Below are 23,044 nucleotides of genomic sequence, written 5' to 3'. Positions count from 1 at the left end.
GAGGGGTTCCCGCCACAAGGGCGGGAATGACGGGAGAATTGGGGTGAGAGATCACCCCCGCTTCGCCAGCAGCCCGCCCAGCGGCGGCACCGAGCCCGGCGCGCCGAGATTGACGCTGTCGACCACCGTCCAGCCGTCCGGCAGGTCCCAGGCCACGGCCTCGAAGCCGATGTTGAACACGCACAGCAGGGCCGCCTCGCCCTCGCCGCGCTCGAACACCAGCAGCGGGGTGTTGGTGTCGACCAGATGCATGCCGCCGGTCTTCAGGGCCGGCCACTGGGCGCGCAGGCCGATCAGCCGGCGAGCGACGTGCAGGGTCGAGCCTTGGTCGGCTTCCTGGGCGTCGACCGACAGCGGCAGGTGCGCCGGATCGACCGGCAGCCAGGGCTCGACGGTGGAGAAGCCGGCGTTGATCGCGCCAGCCTTCCACGGGATCGGGGTGCGGGCGCCGTCGCGGCCCAGGGTCTGGGGCCAGTTGGCGATGGCTTCCGGATCGACCAGCCGCTCGAACGGCACATGGGCCTGGGGCAGGCCCAGCTCCTCGCCCTGATAGACGAAGACGTTGCCGCGCAGGGTCATCAGCAGCAGCAGGGCCATCTCGGCGAAAGCCTTGCGGTCGCGGCCCCGCGCCCAGCGCGACACCGCCCGCGGGGCGTCGTGGTTGGAGAAGGTCCAGGACGGCCAGCCCTCGCCCTGCGCGCCCGGCCAGTCGGTGGCGCCGCTGCGCACCAGCTCGTCGCGCAGCTCGTCGGCATAGAGGTAGAGGAAGCTGTAGGCGCTGTTGAGGTGATCCTCGCCGGCCGTGAACCGCTTCATCTCCTCGTCGGCCCGGTCGCCGCCGATCTCGGCCACCGAGAAGCGGTCGCCATATTGGTCGGTCAGGGCGCGCAGGCGGGACAGGAACTTCGGGATGTCCGGATGGCCCTGGTTATGGACCTTGTCCTGGAAGTCGAACGGCCGGGTGCGCTTGCCGCCCGGCGGCATAGGCGGATTGTCCCGCAGGGCCGGGTCGTGCATCGAGAAATTGATGGCGTCGAAGCGGAAGCCGTCGACCCCGCGCTCCAGCCAGAAGCGGGTGACGTCGAGCAGGGCCTCCTGCACTTTCGGATTGTGCAGGTTCAGCTGCGGCTGCGAGGCCAGGAAGTTGTGCATGTAGTACTGGCCGCGTCGGGCGTCCCAGGTCCAGGCCGGGCCGCCGAAGACGGACTGCCAGTTGGACGGCGGCGAGCCGTCGGCCTTGGCGTCGGCCCAGACATACCAATCCGCATACGGATTATCTCGACTTTCGCGGCTCTGGGCGAACCAGGCGTGCTCGTCGCTGGTGTGGGAAAACACCAGATCGATGATGATCTTCACGCCCAGCTTGTGGGCCTTTTCGATCAGGGCGTCGAAGTCGGCCAGGCTTCCGAAGATCGGATCGACGTCGCGATAGTCCGAGACGTCGTAGCCGAAGTCCTTCATCGGCGAGGCGAAGAACGGCGACAGCCAGATCGCGTCCACGCCCAGCGAGGCGATATGCTCGAGGTGCGCGGTGATCCCCGGCAGGTCGCCCACCCCGTCGTCATTGGAGTCGGCGTAGCTGCGCGGATAGACCTGATAGATCACCGCGCCGCGCCACCATTCGGCGGCGGGGACGGAAGCAAGAGACGCGGCGGGGTTCGCCAGGCTTTCGATGGTCACTGGGGCGCGCCCTCCGAGACGCAGATCTTGTAGTCGAGCGGCGCGATCGTCACGCGGTAGCTGCCCGGGGCGGCGGACGCCGGCGCGCAGGCGCCGACGACCGAGCGCCACGCGGCCGAGGTCGTCTCGACCTCGACCTGGGCCTCCACCGGCGTCTGGCCGGTGTTGAACAGGACCAGGGTCTCACGACCCTGGAGGATACGGGAAACGGCCAGCAGGCCGGGCTTGTCGCCGGCGGCGCGGATGACCTGCCGGCCGCCGCGCAGGGCGGGGTCGGCGGCGCGCGCCTTGGCCATGCCGGCGATGGCGCGATAGAGCGGCGCGCCGGTGTCGAAGCGGTCGGCCGAGCCCGGCTTGCCGCCGATCAGGCGGTTGTCGTTGTAGGCGGCGACCTGGCTGGCGAACATGTCCTCGCGGGCGTCCTTGTCGTCGCCGTCGCCGGTGAAGCCCTGCTCGTCGCCGTAGTAGAGGGTCGGGGCGCCGCGCAGGAACATCAGCAGGGCGTGAGCCAGCACGTCGCGCTTGAGCAGCTCGTCGTCGGAAGCGCCGGGGTTGCCCGCCACCAGCCGGCGGCCGAACCGCCCCATGTCGTGATTGCCCAGGAAGGTCGGGATCTGCAGACCCGCCGCCTCGCCGCCGCGATAGAGCGCGTCGGCGGCGTAGAGCCGGGCGAAGCGGTCGGTCCCGGCCTTGCCCGCCACCGTCTCGGTGGCCGCCTGCTGGAAGGCGAAGTCGAGCGCGGCCGGAAAGCCGTCGACCACGGTCGAACGCGCCAGGGCCACCGGATCCGGATCGGCGATCTCGGCGAAGATGTGGAAGTTGGGGATGCCCCGCGCGGCCGCCCGCGCCTGCATGGCCGGCACGAAGGCCTGCCAGAATTGCGGATTCACATGGCGGGCGGTATCGACGCGGAAGCCGTCGATGCCGAACTCGTCGATCCAGGCGCCGTAGATGTCGATGAAGCCGGCCACCACGCGCGGGTTCTCGGTGTAGAGATCGTCGAGCCCGGCGAAGTCACCATAGAGCGAGCTCTCGCCGACGAAGTCGCTCTCGCCGCGGTTATGGTACCAGATCGGGTCGTTCAGCCAGTCGGGCTTCTTGACCCTGGCCTCGGCCGCCGGAACGTAGGGCGTGTAGGCAAAGTCGGGCCGGGTGAGCTTTGCAAAATTCCCGGCCGAGCCGTCGGCGTCGCCCGAAAAGCCGGCGTTGATCGCAGCCCCCGAGACGCCGCCGCGCCGGTTGACCGGATAGTCGGCCTTGCTGCGGTAGTCGCAGCGGCGGCCTTCGCATTCCTTGAACTTTATGACGTCGGCCGTGTGGTTGACGACGATGTCCATATAGACCTTGAGGCCGCGCGCATGGGCGGCCTCGACCAGGGCCTTGAAGTCGGCCTTGGTTCCCAGATGCGGGTCCACCGTCGTGAAGTCGGTGATCCAGTAGCCGTGATAGGCCGCGCTCTCGTGACCCTTGGGGCCCTGCACCGGCTTGTTGGCGAAGATCGGGGCCAGCCAGATCGCGGTCGCGCCCAGGCCCTGGATATAGTCGAGCTTGCCGGCCAGGCCCTTCAGGTCGCCGCCGTGGAAGAAGCCCTTGTCGGCCGGGTCGAAGCCGGTCGCCAGGCGGCCTTCAGACAAATTGGCCCCCTTCAGCCCGCCCCGGTCGTTGGACGGATCGCCGTTGGCGAAGCGGTCGGGCAGCACGAAGTAGATCACCTCGTCCTGCGGGAGCCTGGCGCGGAAGGTCTCGGCGGCCACGGCCGGGACGGCGTTCGCGGCGAGGCTGGCGCAGCCGAGCGCGGCCGCCAGCCGCCCCCACCGATTGCGGGTGTCCATCCCCCTGCCCTCCATCCCTAGCGTCGCGATCTTCGACGACCCGGTCGCCACGTCAATTTTGCATAGATTTGCAAAGCCGCTGACCTGCTGTCAATCCATTCGCCTCACGAGCATGAACGGCAAGGTTGTCGCACTGTGGCGAAATAGCCGCAAAAACCCTGTGAAAGCAGTGGAAAGCGCACCTCCCAGTCAACGAACATGACAATCCATCCATTTTTCAGTTGCAAAAGCCGGCACCTGTTTGCAGTAATTTGCGCAACACGGCGCGGAGGAACCGCGCGGACACCACTTGCGGGAGGGAACATCATGGACATCCGATTCAAGCTGCGCCGCGCGGCGCTGATGGGCGGAACGGGGCTGGCGCTGATGATCGCCGCCGGAGCCGCCCAGGCTCAAACCACGCCGGCCGCCGCCCAGACCACCGAACCCGACACCGTCGAGGAGATCACCGTCACCGGCATCCGCCGCGGGATCGAAGGCGCCATCTCGCTGAAGAAGGACTCGACCTCGATCGTCGAGGCCGTCTCGGCCGAAGACATCGGCAAGCTGCCCGACGTGTCGATCGCCGAGTCGATCGCCCGCCTGCCCGGCCTGACCGCCCAGCGCCTCGACGGCCGCGGCCAGGTGATCTCGATCCGCGGCCTGGCCCCGGACTTCACCACCGCCCTGCTGAACGGCCGCGAGCAGGTCTCGACCGGCGACAACCGCGGCGTCGAGTTCGACCAGTATCCGTCGGAACTGCTGAGCGGCGTGGTCATCTACAAGACCCCCGACGCCTCGCTGCTGGGCCAGGGCCTGGCCGGCACCGCCGACATGCGCACCATCCGCCCGCTGAAGTTCGGCAAGCGCGCCTTCGCCGTCGGCGCCCGCTACGAGTGGAACGACATCGGCGCGCTGAACCCGGGCTCGTCGGCCCACGGCAACCGCTTCAACATCTCCTACATCGACCAGTTCATGGACGGTAAGCTGGGCGTCGCCATCGGCTACGCCCACATGGAGTCGCCCTACCAGGCCCAGCGCTTCAACGCCTGGGGCTATCCCACCGACGGCGCCGGCAACCTGGTGCTCGGCGGCGCGCGGGTCACCGCCATGTCGAGCAAGCTGAAGCGCGACGGCGTGATGGCCACGGTCGAGTTCGCCCCGACCGACAATTTCACCAGCACGCTCGACGTCTTCTATTCGAAGTTCGAGAACCACCAGCTGGTGCGCGGCATGGAGATCCCGCTGGCCTGGGGCGGCGGCGCCACCGACGCCAACGGCACGCGCCCCGGCCCCGCCATCAGCGGGACCACCGCCTCGGGCGGCATGATCACCAACGCCACCTATTCCAACGTCAAGCCGGTGATCCGCAACGACGGCAACGACCGCGACGCCGACATCTGGTCGCTGGGCTGGAACAACCGCTGGAGCGTCGGCGACAGCTGGACCATCGACACCGACCTCTCCTGGTCGAAGGTCGAGCGCACCGACATGATCCTCGAGACCTACGCCGGCACCGGCCGCAACACCCTGGGCGCTCTGGACACCGTCAGCTTCTCGATGAGCGACCACGGCGCGAGCTTCAAGAACGCCCTGAACTACGGCGATCCGGCGGTGACCAAGCTGACCAGCTCGCAGGGCTGGGGCGGCGACGTCGTCACGGGCGGCCAGGACGGCTACCTGAACATGCCGACCATCGAGGACGAGCTGAAGGCTGCCCGCTTCTCGGCCAAGCGCGACCTGAACCCCGACAGCGGCCTGTCCAGCATCACCTTCGGCGTCAACTACAGCGAACGCACCAAGGGCCTCGTGAACGACGAATGGTTCCTGAGCGTCGTCGGCGCCCCGGCCAGCGTCACGATCCCGTCGAGCGCCATCCTGGGCGTCACCTCGCTGGGCTTCGCCGGCCTGTCGGGCGTCGTCGCCTACGACCCGTTCTCGCTGCTCAACAACGGGACCTACACCAAGATCCGCAACCCGAACGCCGACGTCCTGGTCAAGAGCTGGGAAGTCGAGGAGAAGGTCACGGTCGGCTACCTGATGGCCAACATCGAGACCGAGGTCGGCGGCCACGCCCTGACCGGCAACTTCGGCTTCCAGGTGGTCAACACCGACCAGAGCTCCAACGCCCTGGGCGCCAGCGGCACCGGCACGGCCACTCAGCAGACCCAGCTGTCGGGCGGCACCAGCTATGTCGACTTCCTGCCCAGCGTGAACCTGCAGCTGCGCCTGCCCAACGAGCAGGTGATCCGCTTCGCCGCGGCCCGCACCCTGGCCCGTCCGCGGATGGACCAGATGCGCGCCAGCACCAACTACAGCTACAACTCGGCGCTCGCGACCAGCACCAGCCTGGCCAACTCGCCCTGGAGCGGCAGCGGCGGCAATCCTGAGCTGGAGCCGTGGCGCGCCAACGCCATCGACGTCTCCTACGAGAAGTATTTCGGCCGCCAGGCCTATGTCTCGCTGGCCGCCTTCTACAAGGACCTGAAGACCTACGTGTACGACGCCAGCGTCCTGCACGACTTCACCGGCTACCCGATCGGCGCCAACCCCGAGCCGGTGCTGCGCCAGGGCTACATCACCATCCCGCAGAACGGCCAGGGCGGCTCGATCAAGGGCCTGGAGTTCACGGTCTCGATGCCGGGCTCGCTGATCCACCCCGTCCTCGAGGGCTTCGGCGCGATCTTCAGCGCCTCGCGCACCGAGAGCGAGATCCAGTACAGCCTCAGCGACCCGTCGATCCCGATCCCGGGCCTGTCGAAGACCGTCGGCAACCTGACCGTCTACTATGAGAAGGGCGGCTTCTCGGCCCGTCTCAGCGAGCGCTACCGCTCGAAGTTCCTGGGCGAGGTCTCCGGCTTCGGCAACGGCCGCACCTACCGGATGGTCAAGGAAGAGACCGTGCTCGACAGCCAGATCGGCTACTCGTTCGAGAACGGCCCGCTGAAGGGCCTGTCGCTGACGGCCCAGGTCAACAACCTGACCAACGAGCCCTTCGTCACCTACCAGAACGGCGATGAGCGCCAGATCATCGACTACCAGGAGTACGGCCGCACCTACCTCGTCGGTGTCGCCTACAAGTTCTAAGGCGCGAACTTCCCCCGCGTCCTCGCGCCCCCGTCGGCTTCCTGCGCCGACGGGGGTTTTCTTTTTTCAGGAGACCGCGACGATGCGCAGCCGCCTCGCAAGAAGGCGGCCGCGGGTCGCGCCAAGGAGCACGCCATGACCGCAGGACCGATCCGCAACCTGGTCATCGTCGGCGGCGGCACGGCCGGCTGGATGAGCGCGGCCCTGCTGGCCCGGGCGCTGGGCCCTTCCGCCACGATCACGCTGGTGGAGTCCGAGGAGATCGGCACGGTCGGGGTCGGCGAGGCCTCGATCCCGCAGCTGCGGTTCTTCAACGCCTTCATCGGCCTGGACGAAGACGCCTTCCTGCGGGCGACGCAGGGCACCATCAAGCTGGGCATCGAGTTCGTCGACTGGCTGCGCCCCGGCCACCGCTACATGCACGCCTTCGGCCAGGTCGGACGCTCGCTGGGCACCACGCCCTTCCACCACTGGTGGCTGGACGCCCGCCGGCGCGGAACCGTCGGCGAGGACTTCTGGGCCTGGTCGGCCAACGCCCTGGCCGCCCGCGCCGGGCGCTTCGGCCGCGTCGCTCCCGAGGGCGGCGAGCCGCTGAACTGGGCCTTCCACTTCGACGCGGTGCTCTACGCCCGCCATCTGCGCGCCCATGCGCAGGCCCAGGGCGTGCAGCGGGTCGAGGGCCGGGTGGTCGCGGTCGACCAGGACTCCGACAGCGGCTTCGTGCGGGCCGTGACCCTGAAGGACGGCCGCCGCGTCGAGGGCGAACTCTTCATCGACTGCTCGGGTTTCCGGGGCCTGCTGATCGAGGAGGCGCTGAAGACCGGCTACGAGGACTGGTCGCGCTGGCTGCCGATGGACAGCGCCTGGGCCGTCCCCAGCCGCGACGACGCGCCGCCTGTTCCCTACACCCGCGCCTGGGCCCGCGACGCCGGCTGGCAGTGGCGCATCCCGCTGCAGCACCGCACCGGCAACGGCCACGTCTTCTCCAGCGCCTGGACCGACAAGGAGACGGCCCGCCAGGTGCTGATGGACAATCTGGAGGGCGAACCGCTGGCCGATCCGCGCCTGCTGACCTTCGTCACCGGCCGCCGCAAGGCGTTCTGGAACCGCAACGTCGTGGCCCTGGGCCTGGCCTCTGGCTTCATGGAGCCGCTGGAATCGACCAGCATCCATCTGGTGCAATCGGGCCTGGCGCGCCTGCTGGCCCTGTTCCCCGACCAGGGCTTCGATCCGGCCCTGATCGCCGAGTTCAACCGCCAGACCGGCGACGAATACGCCCGCATCCGCGACTTTCTCGTCTTGCACTACAAGGCCACCGAGCGCGACGACACGCCGTTCTGGGCCAGCCGCAAGGCGATGGAGATCCCAGGCAGCCTGGCCGACCGCCTGTCGCTGTTCACCGGCCCCGGCCGGGTGTTCAGCCACGAGGACGACCTCTTCAAGGAAACCAGCTGGGTGCAGGTGCTGCTGGGCCAGGGCCTGACGCCGGCCGCCGCCCACCCGATGACGGCGGCGGTTGCGGACGCCCGCGTCGACGACTGGCTGGCCGACCTGGCCCACGCCGCCGCCCGCACGGCGAGCGCGCTGCCGACCCACGCGGCCTTCCTGGCCGGCGCCGTCCGCGCGGAGGCGGAGACGCGCGCGGCGGAGTGATCGCCGACGCGCGAGACCAACTTTTCGGAGAGAAGGCCGAAAGGCCAAGCTTGAAGTTGCGCGCTCGCGCCTTTTCGTCCACGGCTGCCCGCCGAAGGAGGCGGCCATGCGCTGGATAAGAACCCTGATCGAAAGGCTCGCCGGACCGGGCGTCCAAACGACGCCTCGGCCTCTGCTGGACCCTCCGGCCAACAAGGCCTCGCTACAAGAGGCCATTCCCGTCGCCTTTGACCAGGCGAACGCCGAAGAAGCCCTCGCGATCCTGCGCGCCGCCGCGCCCAACGACGTCGCCAATCTGGGCGCGAAGCAAAGCTGGTATTTCCTCTCCACCCAAGGCGACCGGCGCGACCGCGGCCGACGCCTCTTGCGCCAGCATCCTGAAATCGCCTGGCTGATAGCATTCGACCCGAACGGCTACCTGCGCCAGACCGCGCTCCAATGCCTGAACCGTCCGCCGGCGGCGGCCTTCGAATTCCTGGCCATCGCCATCCGACTCAACGACTGGGTCCCGGAGGTGCGTCAGGCGGCCCAGGCCGCCGCCGAGCGCCTTTTGCCCCTGGCCCCGCCCGAGGCCGTGGCCAGCGCCGCGCACTACCTGCTGCAGCGACGCCACTCGTGGAGCCGGTGGACGAGCGAGGCCGCCGTGCTGGACGCCGCCCTGGCTCGTCCCGACGTGATCCAGCACCTGGCGGGCGAACTTGAGGCCATGACCTCAGGCCCCGGCCGCGCCGTCCTGCAAGCGATCCTGCGGTTTCCGACCGTGGACGCTCACCTGCCGGCCCTCGCCGCGAGCGCCTCCATGCCGGCGGTCCGGGCCGTGGCGCTGGAGACCCTGGTGTTCGGCCGCGCCCGCTGGCCCGTCGGCTATGGCTGGAAGTGGATCGACAAGGCCTACGGCCTACGGCGACGCGTGATGCTGACCAAGGAACGTCCGCTGGAAGCCCACGATGTGGACGCCTTGATCCGCGCGGCCGTACGCGATCGCTTCGCGCTCGTCCGCAAGGTCGCCGTGGATGGCCTTTACGCCCGGCGCGCTGAAATGCCCGACGCCGCCGACATCGCCCGTTCTCTGCTGGACGACCGCAGCGGCGCGGTGCGCGATCGCGCCGACTTCCTGCTGCGGAACCTCTGAGGCCGCGTCAGCCGACCGGCTTCTTGGCCATCAGGTCGGAGATCTTGAGGATCGCCGGGCCCAGGATGACGATGAACAGCACCGGCAGGAAGAACACGATCATCGGCACGGTCAGCTTCGGCGGCAGGCTGGCGGCCTTCTTCTCGGCGGCCGACAGGCGCAGTTCGCGGTTTTCCTTGGCCATGACGCGCAGGGCCGCGCCCAGGGGCGTGCCGTAGCGCTCGGCCTGGATCATGGCCGTGGCCACCGACTTGATGCCCGGGTGGTTGGTCCGGCGGGCCAGGCCCTCATAGGCCAGGCGGCGGTCGGGCAGGTAGGAGAGCTCGGCGGTGAGCAGGGAAAGCTCCTCGGCCAGTTCCATCGAGCTGGAGCCGACCTCGTTGCCGACCTTCTGGATCGCCGCCTCGATCGACATGCCGCTCTCGACGCAGATCAGCAGCAGGTCGAGGGCGTCGGGGAAGGCCGAGACGATCGACTCGCGGCGCTTCTGGGCGACGTTCTGGATATAGAGGTTGGGGGCGTAGTAGCCGATGGTCAGGGCGCCCACGCACAGGGCCAGCTTCTGCATGGTCTGCAGGCCGAAACCGTTGATGCCGAACAGGTAGGTCGCCGCCAGCAGGGCGAAGGCGAACGGCATCACGAAGCGGAAGAAGTAGAAGGTCGACACCGGCTTGGGACCGCGGAAGCCGGCCTGGGCCAGCTTGTCGACGACCTTGGGATCTTCCAGCAGCTTGGACAGCTGCAGCCGGTCGACGATGGTCTTGTACATCCCCTCGTCGGTGTGGCGCAGCGTGCCGCCGCCGGCGGCGCCCTTGTTGGCCAGGGCCGCGCGCGAGCGGCGGCGCAGCTCCTCGCGGCGGTTGGCCACCGACTTCAGCCGGCTTTCCAGCCCGCTGCTGTTCATCACCGGCGCGGCCAGGGTGATGATGGTGGCGAACACGACCAGCGCGACGAAGGCGGTCAGCAGGTTCGAGGGGTCGGTCAGCATCGCGGCCATGCGTCGTCCCTCCCTAGAACTTGAAGTTGATCATGCGGCGCATGATGAAGATGCCCATGCTCATCCAGATCGCGGCCCCCAGCAGCATCAGCCGCCCGCGGGTGTCGGTGAACAGGGTGGTCATGTAGTCCGGCGCGATGACGGTGATCAGCACCATCACGCCCGGCGGCAGGCAGCCGATGATGAAGGCCGAGGCCACGGCTTCAGCGGAAAGCGCCTTGATCTTCTCGGTCATCAGCTTGCGGGCGCGCAGCACGGTCGACAGGTTGCCCAGCGCCTCGGCCAGGTTGCCGCCGGTCTTCTGCTGGATGTTGAGCACGATGGCGAAGAACCGCACTTCCGAGGTCGGCATCCGCTCGTAGAGGCGCTCCAGGGCGGTGTCGATCGGCATGCCCATGCCGATGTTCTCGGTCAGCATCCGGAATTCGCCGGCCAGGGGCTCGGGGCATTCCTTGCCGATGATCTTCAGACAGTCGTGCACCGGCAGGCCCGACTTGATGCCGCGGACGATGATGTCGACGGCGTCGGCGAAGGCCTCGGTGAATTTCTTGGTGCGCTTGGCGGCCAGGAACCCGACCACCCAGCGCGGCAGGCCGAAGCCGGCGGCGAAACCACCGCCCAGGGCCACCAGCGGGATCTTCTGCACGATCAGCAGCACCAGCATGACCATCAGGCCAAGGACGCCGGAAATGATCCAGAACATCTTGACGTTCTCGCCCAGGCCCGCGGCGCGCAGGCGGGCGGCGATCGTCAGGGTGGCCTTCTTCTGCTTCTTGTCCTGTTCCTTGAGCGTCTTGAGGATCTGCTTGCGGCGGGCGTCGGGGGTGTTGGCCGCGACCTTGGCCCGCGCGGCGGCCTGGCGCTCGCCGCCGCCGACGATCACCTGGGCGCGCTTGGCGGCCTTGGCGCCGCCGCTTTCGCCGCCGCCCGTCAGCACGAAGCCCAGGCCCGCGATGGTGATGAAGCCGAGGACGGCGATCAGGATGAACATGGCCGCCTCTTACTCAGCCGCGTCCAGCGCTTCGGCCAGCTCGCGCTCGAGGCCGTAGTAGCGGGCGCGGTCCCAGAAGCGCGGCCGGGCGATGCCGGTCGAGCGGTGCTTGCCCAGCACCTTGCCGTGCTCGTCCTCGCCGGTGATCTCGTAGACGAAGAGGTCCTGGGTGACGATCACGTCGCCTTCCAGCCCGACCACCTCGGTGACGTGGGTGATGCGGCGCGAGCCGTCGCGCAGACGGGCGGCCTGGATGATGACGTCGACCGAACCGACGATCATCTCCTTGATGGTCTTGGAGGGCAGGCCGTAGCCGCCCATGGTGATCATGCTCTCGACGCGGCTGATGGCTTCGCGCGGGCTGTTGGCGTGCAGCGTGCCCATCGAGCCGTCGTGGCCGGTGTTCATGGCCTGGAGAAGGTCGAACGCCTCCGGGCCGCGGACTTCGCCGACGATGATCCGCTCGGGACGCATCCGCAGACAGTTCTTGACCAGATCGCGCATCGTCACCGCGCCCTGGCCTTCCAGGTTCGGCGGACGGGTTTCCAGGCGCACCACGTGCGGCTGCTGCAGCTGCAGTTCGGCCGCGTCCTCGCAGGTCACGACCCGCTCGGTGGGGTCGATGAAGGCGGTCATGGTGTTGAGCAGGGTCGTCTTGCCCGAGCCGGTGCCGCCCGAGATGATGACGTTGCAGCGGCAGGCGCCGATGACGCCCAGGACGCGCGCGCCCTCGGCGCTGATGGAGGCGAACTCCACCAGGTTCTTCATCGTCAGCTTGTCCTTCTTGAACTTCCGGATGGTCAGGGTGGGACCATCGAGAGCCAAGGGGGGCGCGATGACGTTGACGCGGCTGCCGTCGGGAAGGCGGGCGTCGCAGATCGGCGAGCTTTCGTCGACCCGGCGGCCGACCTGGCTGACGATCCGCTGGCAGATGTTCATCAGCTGCAGATTGTCGCGGAAGCGGACGTTGGTCAGCTGCACCTTGCCGGAGACTTCGATGAACACCCGGTGCGCGCCGTTGACCATGATGTCGGCGATGTCGTCGCGGGCCAGAAGCGGTTCGAGCGGACCGTAGCCGAGGACGTCGTTGATGATGTCCTGGACCAGGTGCTCCTGCTCGGAGACCGACATCGAGACGTTCTTGATCGCCACCAGCTCGGCGACGATGTCGCGGATCTCCTCGGCGGCCTGCTTCTGGTCGAGCTGGGCCAGCTGGGAGAGGTCGATGGTGTTGAGCAGGGCGTTGAAGATCGTCGTCTTCGTGGCGTGGTAGTAGTCGCTCTGCTCACGGACGATGTTGGCGGTCTGATTGGCCGCGCCCTGGGCGGCGCGCAGCTGCTCCAGCCCTTGCGTGGGCTTGGGCGCGGGCGCCGAGGCCTTCGGGGCGGGCGGCGGCGCGGTCGGTTCGACGCGCTGCGGGCGCGTGGCGATGGCCGCGCCGCCCGTGGGGGCGGGCGGCGGCGCCTGACGCTCGGTGACGGTGGCCTGATCGCGCTTGCCGAACATTCGCCCCTACTTCTTCTTGAACAGGCCCGACAGGATGGACGCCGACCTGGCCGCCGGCGGCGCCTCGCGGCGGCTGATCAGCCGCGCCAGGTGATCGATGCCCTCGGCCGCCTTCGACTTGGGGGCCACCTCGGCGACCATCTGGCCGTTGTTGGCGGCCTGGCCGAACAGCTTGGGATCGAACGGCAGCACCAGCGACGGGGTCACGCCCAGGGCCTCGCCGAAGTCCTTGACCGGGATCTCGGGACGGCCGGCCACGCCCACCTGGTTCAGCACCAGGCGCGGCGGCGCGTCGTTGGGACGGGCCTGGCGCACCAGGTCGACGATGTTCTTGGCGTTGCGCAGGCTGGCCAGGTCCGGCGTGGCGACGATGACGAGATCGTCGCTGCCCACCAGCACCCGGCGGGTCCACGGGGCCCAGCTGTGCGGCAGGTCCAGCACCACGAACGGGGCGGCGCCGCGCATCTTCTGCGTCACCTCCTCGTAGGCGTCGGCGCCGATGTCGTAGTCCTGCTCCAGCGTGGCCGGGGCGGCTAGCAGCGACAGGCGGTCGCCGCAGCGGACCATCATGCGGTCCATCAGCACCGGGTCCAGGCGCTCGGGCTGGCTCAGCGCGTCGAGCACGCCCTGCAGCGGGTCCTGGTTGAAGTCGAGGCCGGCGGTGCCGAACGGCAGGTCGAGGTCGACGATCACCGTCGCGGCTTCGACGCGCTCGGCCATCGACCAGGCGAAGTTGTGGGCGAGGGTCGAGGCGCCCACCCCGCCCTTGGCGCCGACGAAGGCCACCTGGCGGCCGACGAACGGAGCGGAAGGATCGGCATACAGCGCGGACACCGCGCGGATCACGTGCAGCGGGCTCTGCGGCTGGGTCAGGTACTCGCTGACCCCGCGGCGCATCAGCTCGCGATAGAGGGCGATGTCGTTGGTCTGGCCGATGACCACGACCTTGGTGCCCGGGTCGCAGACCTGGGCCAGGCCGTCCAGCAGGGCCAGCATGCGCTGGGCCGAGTCCATGGTCTCGACCAGCACCAGCGAGGGCGTCGGCTGGTTCTGGTAGAAGTCGACGGCCGCTTCCAGCCCGCCGGAGCGGGCGGTGACGCTGGCGCGGGCCATGCGGCGGTCGGCGGCGGCGGCCTCGATGATCGCCAGGGTCTCGGCCCGCACGCCGAAGGCGTGGATGGCGATGCGCGGCACGCTGGCCTCGCCGGTGGTGGCGTCGGCGCCGGGCAGGATGTCCTCGGCGGGCGGCGCGGACCAGGTCTGGACCTGGGGCGCGGCCTGCGGGCGGGCGATATCCAGAGACGCGACCTGGGCGACCGGAGCGGCCGGGGCGGCGGCGAAGGCGGCCGCGGCCGCGGGCGCCAGTTCGGCGAACGGGTTGGACGGCGCGACGGGCGGAGCGGCCTCCACACGCGGACGGGCCGGCGGGAAGTCGGCGAACGGATCGGCGCCGAGAGCGGTCGAGGCGGCGGCGTAGGCAGCCGTAGGGGCGCCTGAGGGCGCGGCCATGGGCGCGGCGGGGGCGGCCCGCCACGGATCGCCGGCGGTCGGCGAGGCGAACTCGTCGTCGGCCTCGAAGCCCAGGTCGAAGGGGTCGTGGTCGCGAGTCGTCACTTCACCGCCTCCGAAACGACCCCGGACGCCTGGGGCTCACGAACCGACGAGGTCTTCTCGCCCTTGCGATACTTGTCGAACACGGTGTCGCGGCGGCCGGCGTCGACCGGGGCGGTCGGCCGCGGCCCGAGCAGGTCCTGCGGATTGGCCACCTGGGCGGCGATGTTGGCCGTGATGGCGCAGCCGAAGTTGCCGTAGACGTCGTTCTTGCGGGTGGCCGTCAGGTTTTCCCAGTTCTGGCCGCACAGGGGCGTGCTCACCGTGTGGCGCAGATAGCCCACCCGCAGCACCGGGCTCTTGTCGCCGGCGGCGTCGTAGCTGGTCACGCGGATGTCGGCGTCGCCGGTTCCGGCCGCGGTCAGGCGGGCGCGGGCGGCCGAGACCATCCGATCGACGGCCCGGAGGTCGCGTCCGCCAGCCGGAGCGCCGATGACGATCTCGCGGGCTTCGGCCTGGATCCCGCGCAGGGCCAGGGCGTCGAGCGCCTCGGCCTGGCGTTGCGACAGGCCTTCGGCGTGGATGGCCAGCAGGATCTCGTCCGGCGCGGAGTCGACGCGCACGCGATCTTCCCACTGCTGGGTCTCGGTCGTCGCCGGCGGCGGCGCGATCGGCGCGGCGTCGGCGCGCGCCTCGTTCATGGCCGAGGCGCAACCCGACAGGGCGGTGAGCACGGCCAGGCCCGCGACGGTCGCGGCCAGGCGCTGGAGGTTGCATCGCGTCATGGCCGCGTCCCTATTCGATGACATAGCCGACAGGCCCCTGATAGCTGCGGTTGGCGTTGGCGCCGGCCGGCGCGTTGACCACCGTGTTCAGCCGCCCGAGCAGCACCGTGCCCATGTCGCCCGCCAGCCGCAGGCCGTCGGCCGGCGTCTGCAGGTCGGCCGGCTTGGTCGGATCGACGATGTAGGGCGTGACCAGGATCACCAGTTCGGTCTCGCCGTTCAGATAGTCGCGCGACCGGAACAGGCCGCCGAGGATCGGCAGGCTCTTCAGCCCCGGCAGGGCGTCGATGTTTTCCTTGCTCTGCTGCTGCAGCAGGCCGGCGATCATCAGCGAGCCGCCCGACGGCAGCTCGACCGTGGTCTCGGCGCGGCGCACGCTGAGGCCGGGCACCACGACGGTGGAGGTGCCGGAAGTCAGGCTGTAGGCGCCGACGCTGGTCAGTTCGGAGACCTCGGTCGACAGCTTCAGCGAGATGCGGCCACCCGACAGCACCACCGGCGTGTAGCCCAGGCTGACGCCGTAGGGCTTGAACTGCAGGGTGACCTTGCCGGTCTCCGACATGTCGACGGGCACCGGGAATTCGCCACCGACCAGGAAGCGGCCGGCCTCGCCCGACACCGCCGTCAGGTTCGGCTCGCTCAGCGTGCGCACCAGGCCCACGCGCTCGAGCGCCTGCACGCTGGCCGTGGCGCTGTTGTTGCTGCCGCCGATGGTGGCGCCGATCGTGCCGCCGCCCTGCAGGCCGTTGTTGATCGCGTACTTGGGCTCGAAGCCGATCGAGAAGTTGTTGCTGCCCAGCTGGTTCAGCGCGGCCGAGACGTTGACGCCCAGCTGCTTGACGATGTTGCGCTGGACCTCGATGACCCGGACCTTCAGCGTCACCTGGTCCTTGCCGGCGACCGACAGCAGGTTGACCACCTGGTCGGGCTTGGAGACGAACTGGGCGGCGATCTGCGAAGCGGTGTTGGCCTCGGCGGCGTTGGCGACCATGCCGGTCAGGATCAGGCTGTCGCGGACCGCCTGCACCTCGATGCGCGAGGCGGGCAGCACCTTGCGCAGGGTGTCCTGCAGCGTGCTGGAGTCCTCGTCGACGCGGATGGCCAGCGACAGCAGCCGGCGGCCGGCCGCGTCGAAGAACACAGCGTCGGTCGTGCCCTTGCCCAGGCCCAGCACATAGATGCGGCGCGGGTTGCGCAGCACGGCGTCGGCCACCTGCGGGTTGGTCACCAAGAGGTCGCGCACGTCGGACGGCAGCTCGATGATCGCCGACTTGCCGCGCGGCAGGTTCAGCGTGCGAGCGCCCGGACCGGCGGTCAGGTCGATGCGCAGCACCTGGTCGGCGACCGGCGCCGGGGCGTAGTCGGGAACGGCCGCGACGGGGCGCGAGACGGCGCGGGCCGGGCGATAGACCCGGTCGCCGGCCGGCGGGCCGTCGGCCCAGGCCGCCACGGGGGCCATGGCCGGCGCCAGGGCCGTCAAGACGGCGAGAGAAACGGAAGCGAACCGGCGGATCATTGGCGCACCGCGATGCTAGAAGTCTGTCCGCCGCGATTGATGCGGATGACCGTGGAGTCCTGGGTGGGCGCGGCGACGCCGGACGGGCCGCCCAGGTCGGTGTAGGCGCGCAGCGCCAGGGTGACGGGACCCGACGCCTTGGCGCGGGTCAGGGCCTCGGCCTCGGCCGGGCGCACCTCGAGGGTGGCGGTGGCCGCGACGATGGTCTTGGCGTCCTTGTCGGCCGTGGTCGACTGGTCGAGCGCCAGGACGCGGATGTTCTGAAGCACGGTCTCGGCCATCACCTGCTTGCCGGAGCTGGCGCCTTCGGTGTTCGGCGCGTCGCGGGTCTGCAGCACGTCGACCCGGTCGCCGGGCAGGATGAAGCCGCCGGCGGCGGTCTCGGAGGTGACTGGCACGGCCATGGCGCGGGCGCCGGGCGAGAGCACGACGGACAGGTAGCCGCCCTCGCCGCCGCGGACGATCTTGCGCGGCACGATGGGCTCGCCGGCCAGCAGCGGGTCGCGGACGATCGCGCCTTCGACGGCCGCTTCGGGAGCCGCCCCACCCAGGCCGGTGGCGTCGCCGACGGTCTTGACCGCCTTGGCCGCGCCGTTGGCGGGTTCGACCGGAGCCGCGCCGTTGGTGATGTAGACGGGGCTGACGGCGTCGGCCGGCCAGGCCTTCCACTCGACGTCGTCATGGCCCAGGCGCGCGCCGATCGACAGGTCGCGCTTGGCGACCAGGACCAGGGTCATGGGCTTGGCGTCGAGGCCGGGAGCGGGGGCCGAGGCGACAGCGGCGGCCTTGGCGGGCTTGCCGCCGACGGCCTTCTGCATCAGCACGGCCAGGCCGATCGCCGAGACGGCGGCCACCAGGACGATGATGATTCTGACGGGATTCATGCGCGGGCGGGGCTCTGGTCGGCGAGGCGGGCTGCGGGCGTCGCGGCCTTCAGGCCAGCGGACGCTTGGATCGACAGCCGTTCTGGCCGCATCCCAGACTGGGGCGCCCATGGTTAACAGCCGCTAAAGGACCTGCCCTCCAAAGGGCTTCCCGGCCGCGACAGCCTGACGCGGCCGCCGAACGCGGCGCGCGCCGAAATTAGTTGAGGATCGCCAGGCCGATCGCGCTCTGCGGGAGAGCGGCCAGGGCGCCAAACGCGATGGCCACGCCGTAGGGCACGTCGCCCTTCTTGTCGCCGAGACGGCGCACCCAGGCCGGGCTGCCGGCGATGATCGGCTCCAGCCATCCCGAGCGCAGGCTCATCAGGCCGAAGGTCAGGGCGCCGCCGGCCAGGGCCGTGATCAGCAGGAACGAAGGCAGGCCCGTGACGCCCATCCACAGGGCGCAGGCGGCCAGGAACTTGGCGTCGCCGCCGCCCACCCAGCGCAGGGCGAACATCAGCATGCCGACCAGCAGCAGGCCGAAGCCCACCGCCAGGCACAGGCCCGCCGTGGTCCAGCCCACGCCGCCCAGCAGCGCCGCGAACGGGAAAGCGCCCAGCAGGGCCAGCGAGATCCAGTTGGGGATGGTGTAGCTGGTGACGTCCTTCAGGCCGGCGACCACCGCCAGGCCCGCGAAGACGATCAGGGGAAGAAAGGACAGGGTCTGCATCTGCAATTCCGGACGGCTGCTGAACCAACCCTACCCCACGGCCAATGAAGCAATGGTTTCCGAGCGGCGCCGAAACGAAGGCGAAGACTTCGCCAGAGATCCCGAAAGCAGAACCCGGAAAAGACAAGGGCCGCGTCCCTTGCGAGGACGCGGCCCAAGTTCTGAAGCTCGGCGCTGTCGCTTTTACTGCGCGACGGCTCTGAGCTGGGTCTCGGCTTGGCCGAAGGCCCCGGCGATGGCCGGAACCAGGAGCTGGACGGCGGCCAGGACGACGACGCTGATCAAGGCGGCGATGAGGCCGTATTCGATCGAGGTCGCGCCCCGGCTGTCCTTCAGGAAGCGTTCGCAGAACACAACCATCGGTCGCCTCTCCATCAACAGCTGGCTATTAGCCGGCCGCCGCGGTGTTCAGCTCGGTGGTGGCCTTACCGAAGGCGCTCGACAGAGCCGGACGCAGGGTGGTGAACGCGGTCACGATGACGACGGCGATCAGGGCGATGATGAGGCCGTATTCGATGGCCGTGGCGCCCGACTCGTCCTTCAGGAAGCGCGTGACAAACTTCGACATGACTTGATCTCCTGCTGAGAAAAACTTGGCTGGGTCAGCAAGCCGCTGCGACTTGTTCACCCCCGAAAACACGATCAATTTCGCCAACCTCGCTTAATCGACAGTAAACAACAGAACTTTTCTGCGATTTTTCTTTTGGTTTATTTAATTTTACCATTAGCAACTCTTAACCAAGTCGGTTTTAGAGCGTCGCAACCGCCTTATTTCTAAGGACTTTTGAACAGTCCAGTTTGTCGCAGGCAAGCAGTCCTTAGTCTTTTATTGACCATTCTTCGGCAAAGTCATGGGCGTTGAATTTGCTCCGACAGGACCGCCATGCGCCGCCTCTCGCTCGCCATCGTCGCTTTCTTCAGCCTTTGCGCGGCCGCCGCCGCGGCCCAGGCGGCTGCTCCGACCCCGGCTCCGGCCGTTCCGCGCACCCTCTCGGTGGCCGCGGGCCAGGCGACCACCCTGCCGCTGAACGGCTCGGCCCGCGAGATCGTGGTCGGCGACCCGCAGATCGCCGACGTCAGCGTGGTCAACGACCGCACGCTGGTGATCCTGGGCAAGCGCGTGGGCGTGACCACCGTGTTCGCCTTCGACGCCCAGGGCCGCGCCCTGGCCGGCGGCCAGGTGCTGGTCACCGAGGTCTCGGCCGACGCCGTCACCGTCCAGCGCGGCGCCAACGCCTCGACCTACGCCTGCGACGGCCGCTGCACCGTCCTGACCTCGACCACCAGCGCCCCGGCGGCCGGCCAGCCCTAAAGCCGCCGCCCTCGCCCGCGTACATACGCGGGCACGCGCATCTTCCTGATTGGATCCCGCCGCCCCGCGATTAGGAGGCGGTTAGGGAGCGTGGGCTAAGGTCGCCCGGTATCAGCCACGGACCTTCGCATGGGGACTCCGCCCTTATCGTTCCGAGCCCGCCTGCGGCTCGCCGCCCGCCGCCTGCGCATGGGTCGCGCGGCCGCCCTGGCGCGCGACGAAGGCGGCGCGACGGCGGTCGAGTTCGCCCTGCTGATGATCCCGTTCCTGCTGCTGTTCTTCGGCCTGATCGAGCTGGGGCTGATCTTCTTCGCCGGCGTGACCCTGGAGAACGCGGTCATCGACACCAGCCGCGAGATCCGCACCGGCCAGGTGCAGGTCGCCAGCGGCACCGCCAGCAGCTTCAAGAGCGCGGTCTGCACGCGCATGACCTGGCTGGAGGGCCCCTGCGCCTCGGCCCTGCGCGTCGATGTTCGCACGGTCAGCACCTTCGCCTCGGCCAGCAGCCTGAAGACGCCGACCACCACCTGCTGGGATCCCGGCGGTCCGGCCTCGCTGGTCGTGGTGCGCGCCTATTACGCCTGGCCGGTGATCACGCCGCTGCTGCAGAGCGCGCTGTCGACCAACAGCCAGGGCAAGCGCACGCTCACCGCCGCCACCGCCTTCGTCAACGAGCCGTACAACAGCACCACGGCCAGCAGCGTGACGTGCCCCTCATGATCGCCCGCCTTCTCTCCCGCGCGCGCCTCTGGCGCGACACCCGCGGCGCCGTGGCCGTGGAGTTCGCCGTCCTGGCGCCGCTGCTGATCCTCTTCTATTTCGGCATGTGCGAAGTAACCCAGGCGATGATGGCCCAGCGCCGCCTCAGCCACACCACCTCGCTGATCGGCGACATCGCGGCCCAGAACGCCACCATCACCCAGAGCCGGATCACCGACATCTTCACGATCGGCAAGACGGTGATGTCGCCGTTCTCGTCGACGAACCTGAAGATGTGCCTGGTCAGCCTGACCTCGGACACCACGGCGGCGGCCTCCGACGGCACGCGCAAGGGCACCGTGGCCTGGACCGCCAACAGCAACGCCTCGGACTGCCCCAAGGCCAACGCCACGGTCACCGTCTCGGACGGCGTGCTGCCCAAGAGCAGCAGCGTCATCATGAGCACGGCCAGCTACACCTACGCCTCGCCGACCTCGATGCTGATCTCCAAGAGCATCACCTTCAAGCGCACCTTCTACCTGCGGCCGCGCAAGTCCGACACGGTGACCTGGGCGACCTCCTAGGGCGCTAGATCGCCGCCGCCAGGGCCGCGACGCGCGGGTCCTCGCCCAACGCGCGGCCGTCCAGCCGCCGCAGCGGCCGCACACCCGTCAGGCTGTTGGTCAGGAACGCCGCCCGCGCCGAGGTCAGCGCCTCGGGCCCCACGGCGACCTCGACCACCGAAAGGCCCATGGCGCGCGCGGCGGCCATCACCCGCCCTCGCGCCAGGCCGGCCAGCACGCCGCAGGCCAGGGCCGGCGTCGCCAGGGTCTCGCCGTCCAGCCAGAACAGGTTGCCGGCCGAGGCGCAGGCCAGTTCGCCGCGATTGTTCAGCATCAGGGCCTCGTCCGCCCCCGCCGCCCGGGCCTCGGCGCGGGCCAGCACGTTGTCGAGATAGGCCAGGGTCTTCAGCCGCGAGGCCGGCGAGCCCTCGTTGCGGCGGACCGTGGCGATCACCGCCGACGCCGGCGCCCCGGCCGGCGGCGCGGCGGCGCAGGAGGCGAACAGCCGCAAGGCCGGCGCCTCGGGCCGATCGAGCCCCCGCCCGCCCGAGCCGGCGGTCAGGGTCAGGCGCACGGCGGCGCGGCCCTCGGTCAGACCCGCCTCGGCGGGGGCGGCCTCGATCAAGGCGCGAGCCGCCGCGCGATCCGGCGGCGGCAAGCCCAGGGCCTCGCAACCGGCGGCCATGCGGTCGAGGTGAGCCTCGACGTGCCGGACGACGCCATCCACCGCCAGCAGGGTCTCGAACAGGCCGTCGCCCAGCAGCAGGCCCCTGTCACTCAAAGAAACGGCGCTCAAAGGAACGGCGTCGATGGTCATACCCCCTCCCCGGTCAGCGCCCGGCGCAGGGCGTCGATCTTGGCCTCGGTCTCCAGGCGCTCGGCCAGCGGGTCGCTGTCGGCGACGATGCCGGCGCCGGCCTTGGCCTCCAGCCGCCAGCCCTCGGCGTCCTCGACCAGCCCCACCGACCGGATCAGCACGCTGGACTCGAACGCCCCGTCGAAGCCGGCCCAGAACAGCGAACCGCAATAGGGGCCGCGCGGCCCCTCCAGGCCGGCGATCACCTTCATGGCCTGCACCTTGGGCGCGCCGGTGATCGAGCCGGGCGGGAAGGTCGCCCGCAACAGGTCGGCGACGCCGAGGCCCGGTTTCAGCCGCCCCTCCACCGTCGAAACCAGGTGATGGACGTTGGCGTAGGTCTCGACCTTGAAGAGCTCGGGCGTGCGCACGCTGCCGGCCGGGCTGACCCGGGCCAGGTCGTTGCGCATCAGGTCGACGATCATCAGGTTCTCGGCCCGGTCCTTGGCGCTGGCCAAGAGCTCGGCGGCCAGGGCGCGGTCCTGCGGCGGCGTCGCGCCGCGCGGCCGGGTGCCCTTGATCGGCCGGGTCTCGATCGCCCCGCCGCGCACCTTCAGGAACCGCTCGGGCGAGTTGGAGACCATGGCCCGCCCCGGCAGGCGCAGCCAGGCCGCGAACGGCGCCGGGCTCATGCTCCGTAGACGGACGAAAAGATCGAAGGGATCGGCCTGCGCCGCCAGCCGCCCGCGCCAGGCCCGGGCGATGTTGGCCTGGAAGATCTCGCCGGCCAGGATCCGCTCGACCACCTCGGCGACCGCCGCCTCGTAGGCGGCGGGCGGCTCGGCCTGCAGCGCCTCGCACAGCCGGCCTTCGAACGGGTCGCGGGCCGGAGCGTCCAGCCAGGCCAGGGCGGCGCGGGCGCGGCTTTCGGCCTGCGCCTTCCCCTCGCCCCGACCGACGGCGACGATGGTCCGCGCCAGGTGGTCGAAGGCCAGCAGGGCCGGATAGCGGGCGCAGACCAGGTCGGGCCAGTCGCCGCGCGGAAGGTTCAGGGCCTCGATCCGATCGCCCAGTTCGTAGGACGCCAGGCCCATCACGCCGCCCTGGAACGGCGGGCCTTCCGGATCGACGGGCAGCGGTGGGCCGACCAAGGCGGCCAGGGCCTGAAAGGGATCGCGGCGGTCGGCGGCCGCCAGGGTCAGGGTCTGGTCCGGATCACGCAGCAGGTAGGACCAGCGCTCGCCCGCCCCGCCCGACAGCAGGGCGCAGGCGAAGGGCTCGTCCCGCCAGGGGGCCGCCGCCCAGAGAGGGTCGCGCCAGGGGGCGGCGATGAGGGCGACGTCGCGCATCGGCGGGTGATAGGCCCGTC

19 protein-coding genes and 1 pseudogene are annotated in these 23,044 nt (G+C 69.8%); 6 read left to right on the top strand and 14 right to left on the bottom strand.

Going from position 1 to position 23,044, the window contains the following annotated elements; all coding sequences use genetic code 11:
- Window positions 1–51: 51 nt before the first annotated feature.
- Complete coding sequence (locus AC07NG_RS09795) at window positions 52–1,680, bottom strand: alpha-amylase family glycosyl hydrolase (protein ID WP_492856715.1); 1,629 nt, start codon at window positions 1,678–1,680, stop codon at window positions 52–54.
- Complete coding sequence (locus tag AC07NG_RS09790) at window positions 1,677–3,512, bottom strand: alpha-amylase family glycosyl hydrolase (protein ID WP_494593644.1); 1,836 nt, start codon at window positions 3,510–3,512, stop codon at window positions 1,677–1,679. Before AC07NG_RS09790 ends, AC07NG_RS09795 begins: the two co-directional genes overlap by 4 nt.
- Before the next feature lie 306 nt (window positions 3,513–3,818).
- On the opposite strand from AC07NG_RS09790, the gene AC07NG_RS09785 reads away from it, so the two are divergent.
- From AC07NG_RS09785 to AC07NG_RS09775, 3 genes are all read left to right on the top strand, one after another.
- Complete coding sequence (locus tag AC07NG_RS09785; protein ID WP_494593642.1) at window positions 3,819–6,578, top strand: TonB-dependent receptor; 2,760 nt, start codon at window positions 3,819–3,821, stop codon at window positions 6,576–6,578.
- A 135-nt stretch (window positions 6,579–6,713) separates the two neighbouring features.
- Complete coding sequence (locus tag AC07NG_RS09780) at window positions 6,714–8,231, top strand: tryptophan halogenase family protein (RefSeq protein WP_494593640.1); 1,518 nt, start codon at window positions 6,714–6,716, stop codon at window positions 8,229–8,231.
- A 106-nt stretch (window positions 8,232–8,337) separates the two neighbouring features.
- Window positions 8,338–9,363, top strand: coding sequence for a hypothetical protein (locus AC07NG_RS09775; RefSeq protein WP_494593638.1), 1,026 nt, complete (start codon window positions 8,338–8,340; stop codon window positions 9,361–9,363).
- Between the two features lie 7 nt (window positions 9,364–9,370).
- On the opposite strand, the gene AC07NG_RS09770 is transcribed toward AC07NG_RS09775, so the two are convergent.
- From AC07NG_RS09770 to AC07NG_RS09725, 10 genes are all read right to left on the bottom strand, one after another.
- Window positions 9,371–10,360, bottom strand: a complete 990-nt coding sequence (locus tag AC07NG_RS09770) for a type II secretion system F family protein (protein ID WP_110119573.1) — start codon at window positions 10,358–10,360, stop codon at window positions 9,371–9,373.
- Window positions 10,361–10,373: 13 nt separating this feature from the next.
- The gene (locus tag AC07NG_RS09765) at window positions 10,374–11,351 is read right to left on the bottom strand and encodes a type II secretion system F family protein (protein ID WP_492856707.1); all 978 of its coding nucleotides are present in this window, start codon (window positions 11,349–11,351) and stop codon (window positions 10,374–10,376) included.
- Window positions 11,352–11,360: 9 nt separating this feature from the next.
- The gene (locus AC07NG_RS09760; RefSeq protein ID WP_492856705.1) at window positions 11,361–12,857 is read right to left on the bottom strand and encodes a TadA family conjugal transfer-associated ATPase; all 1,497 of its coding nucleotides are present in this window, start codon (window positions 12,855–12,857) and stop codon (window positions 11,361–11,363) included.
- Between the two features lie 6 nt (window positions 12,858–12,863).
- The gene (locus AC07NG_RS09755) at window positions 12,864–14,471 is read right to left on the bottom strand and encodes a cellulose synthase operon protein YhjQ/BcsQ (RefSeq protein WP_494593635.1); all 1,608 of its coding nucleotides are present in this window, start codon (window positions 14,469–14,471) and stop codon (window positions 12,864–12,866) included.
- The gene (locus AC07NG_RS09750) at window positions 14,468–15,193 is read right to left on the bottom strand and encodes a CpaD family pilus assembly protein (protein ID WP_492856702.1); all 726 of its coding nucleotides are present in this window, start codon (window positions 15,191–15,193) and stop codon (window positions 14,468–14,470) included. Before AC07NG_RS09750 ends, AC07NG_RS09755 begins: the two co-directional genes overlap by 4 nt.
- 10 nt (window positions 15,194–15,203) lie before the next feature.
- The gene (locus AC07NG_RS09745; RefSeq protein WP_492856701.1) at window positions 15,204–16,709 is read right to left on the bottom strand and encodes a type II and III secretion system protein family protein; all 1,506 of its coding nucleotides are present in this window, start codon (window positions 16,707–16,709) and stop codon (window positions 15,204–15,206) included.
- A complete protein-coding gene (gene cpaB, locus AC07NG_RS09740) occupies window positions 16,706–17,593 on the bottom strand; it encodes a Flp pilus assembly protein CpaB (RefSeq protein WP_487291975.1) in 888 nt (295 codons plus the stop codon). The genes AC07NG_RS09745 and cpaB overlap by 4 nt, the downstream gene beginning before the upstream one ends.
- A gap of 199 nt (window positions 17,594–17,792) precedes the next feature.
- A complete protein-coding gene (locus AC07NG_RS09735; protein ID WP_494593633.1) occupies window positions 17,793–18,305 on the bottom strand; it encodes an A24 family peptidase in 513 nt (170 codons plus the stop codon).
- Window positions 18,306–18,488: 183 nt separating this feature from the next.
- The gene (locus tag AC07NG_RS09730; RefSeq protein ID WP_110119566.1) at window positions 18,489–18,665 is read right to left on the bottom strand and encodes a Flp family type IVb pilin; all 177 of its coding nucleotides are present in this window, start codon (window positions 18,663–18,665) and stop codon (window positions 18,489–18,491) included.
- Window positions 18,666–18,693: 28 nt separating this feature from the next.
- A complete protein-coding gene (locus AC07NG_RS09725; protein ID WP_110119565.1) occupies window positions 18,694–18,873 on the bottom strand; it encodes a Flp family type IVb pilin in 180 nt (59 codons plus the stop codon).
- Window positions 18,874–19,188: 315 nt separating this feature from the next.
- Between AC07NG_RS09725 and AC07NG_RS09720 the strand changes: the two genes are divergently transcribed.
- The 3 genes from AC07NG_RS09720 to AC07NG_RS09710 all read left to right on the top strand — a co-directional run bounded on the left by AC07NG_RS09720 (window position 19,189) and on the right by AC07NG_RS09710 (window position 20,900).
- A complete protein-coding gene (locus AC07NG_RS09720) occupies window positions 19,189–19,617 on the top strand; it encodes a pilus assembly protein N-terminal domain-containing protein (protein ID WP_494593630.1) in 429 nt (142 codons plus the stop codon).
- A gap of 129 nt (window positions 19,618–19,746) precedes the next feature.
- On the top strand, window positions 19,747–20,337 hold the full coding sequence (locus tag AC07NG_RS09715; protein WP_494593628.1) for a TadE/TadG family type IV pilus assembly protein: 591 nt from the start codon (window positions 19,747–19,749) through the stop codon (window positions 20,335–20,337).
- A complete protein-coding gene (locus AC07NG_RS09710; RefSeq protein WP_494593626.1) occupies window positions 20,334–20,900 on the top strand; it encodes a TadE/TadG family type IV pilus assembly protein in 567 nt (188 codons plus the stop codon). Before AC07NG_RS09715 ends, AC07NG_RS09710 begins: the two co-directional genes overlap by 4 nt.
- Window positions 20,901–20,904: 4 nt before the next feature.
- On the opposite strand, the gene AC07NG_RS09705 is transcribed toward AC07NG_RS09710, so the two are convergent.
- Both AC07NG_RS09705 and pabB read right to left on the bottom strand, forming a co-directional pair.
- Complete coding sequence (locus AC07NG_RS09705) at window positions 20,905–21,696, bottom strand: aminotransferase class IV (protein WP_494593624.1); 792 nt, start codon at window positions 21,694–21,696, stop codon at window positions 20,905–20,907.
- A pseudogene (gene pabB, locus AC07NG_RS09700) lies at window positions 21,693–23,036 on the bottom strand (aminodeoxychorismate synthase, component I); the annotation flags it as partial. The gene AC07NG_RS09705 and the pseudogene pabB, both read right to left, overlap by 4 nt.
- Window positions 23,037–23,044: the final 8 nt, after the last annotated feature.

This window comes from Caulobacter sp. GW821-FHT10C03 (assembly GCF_059415485.1).
Note: the sequence above shows the minus strand (reverse complement) of the source record. Positions and strands in the feature narration are given on the sequence as shown.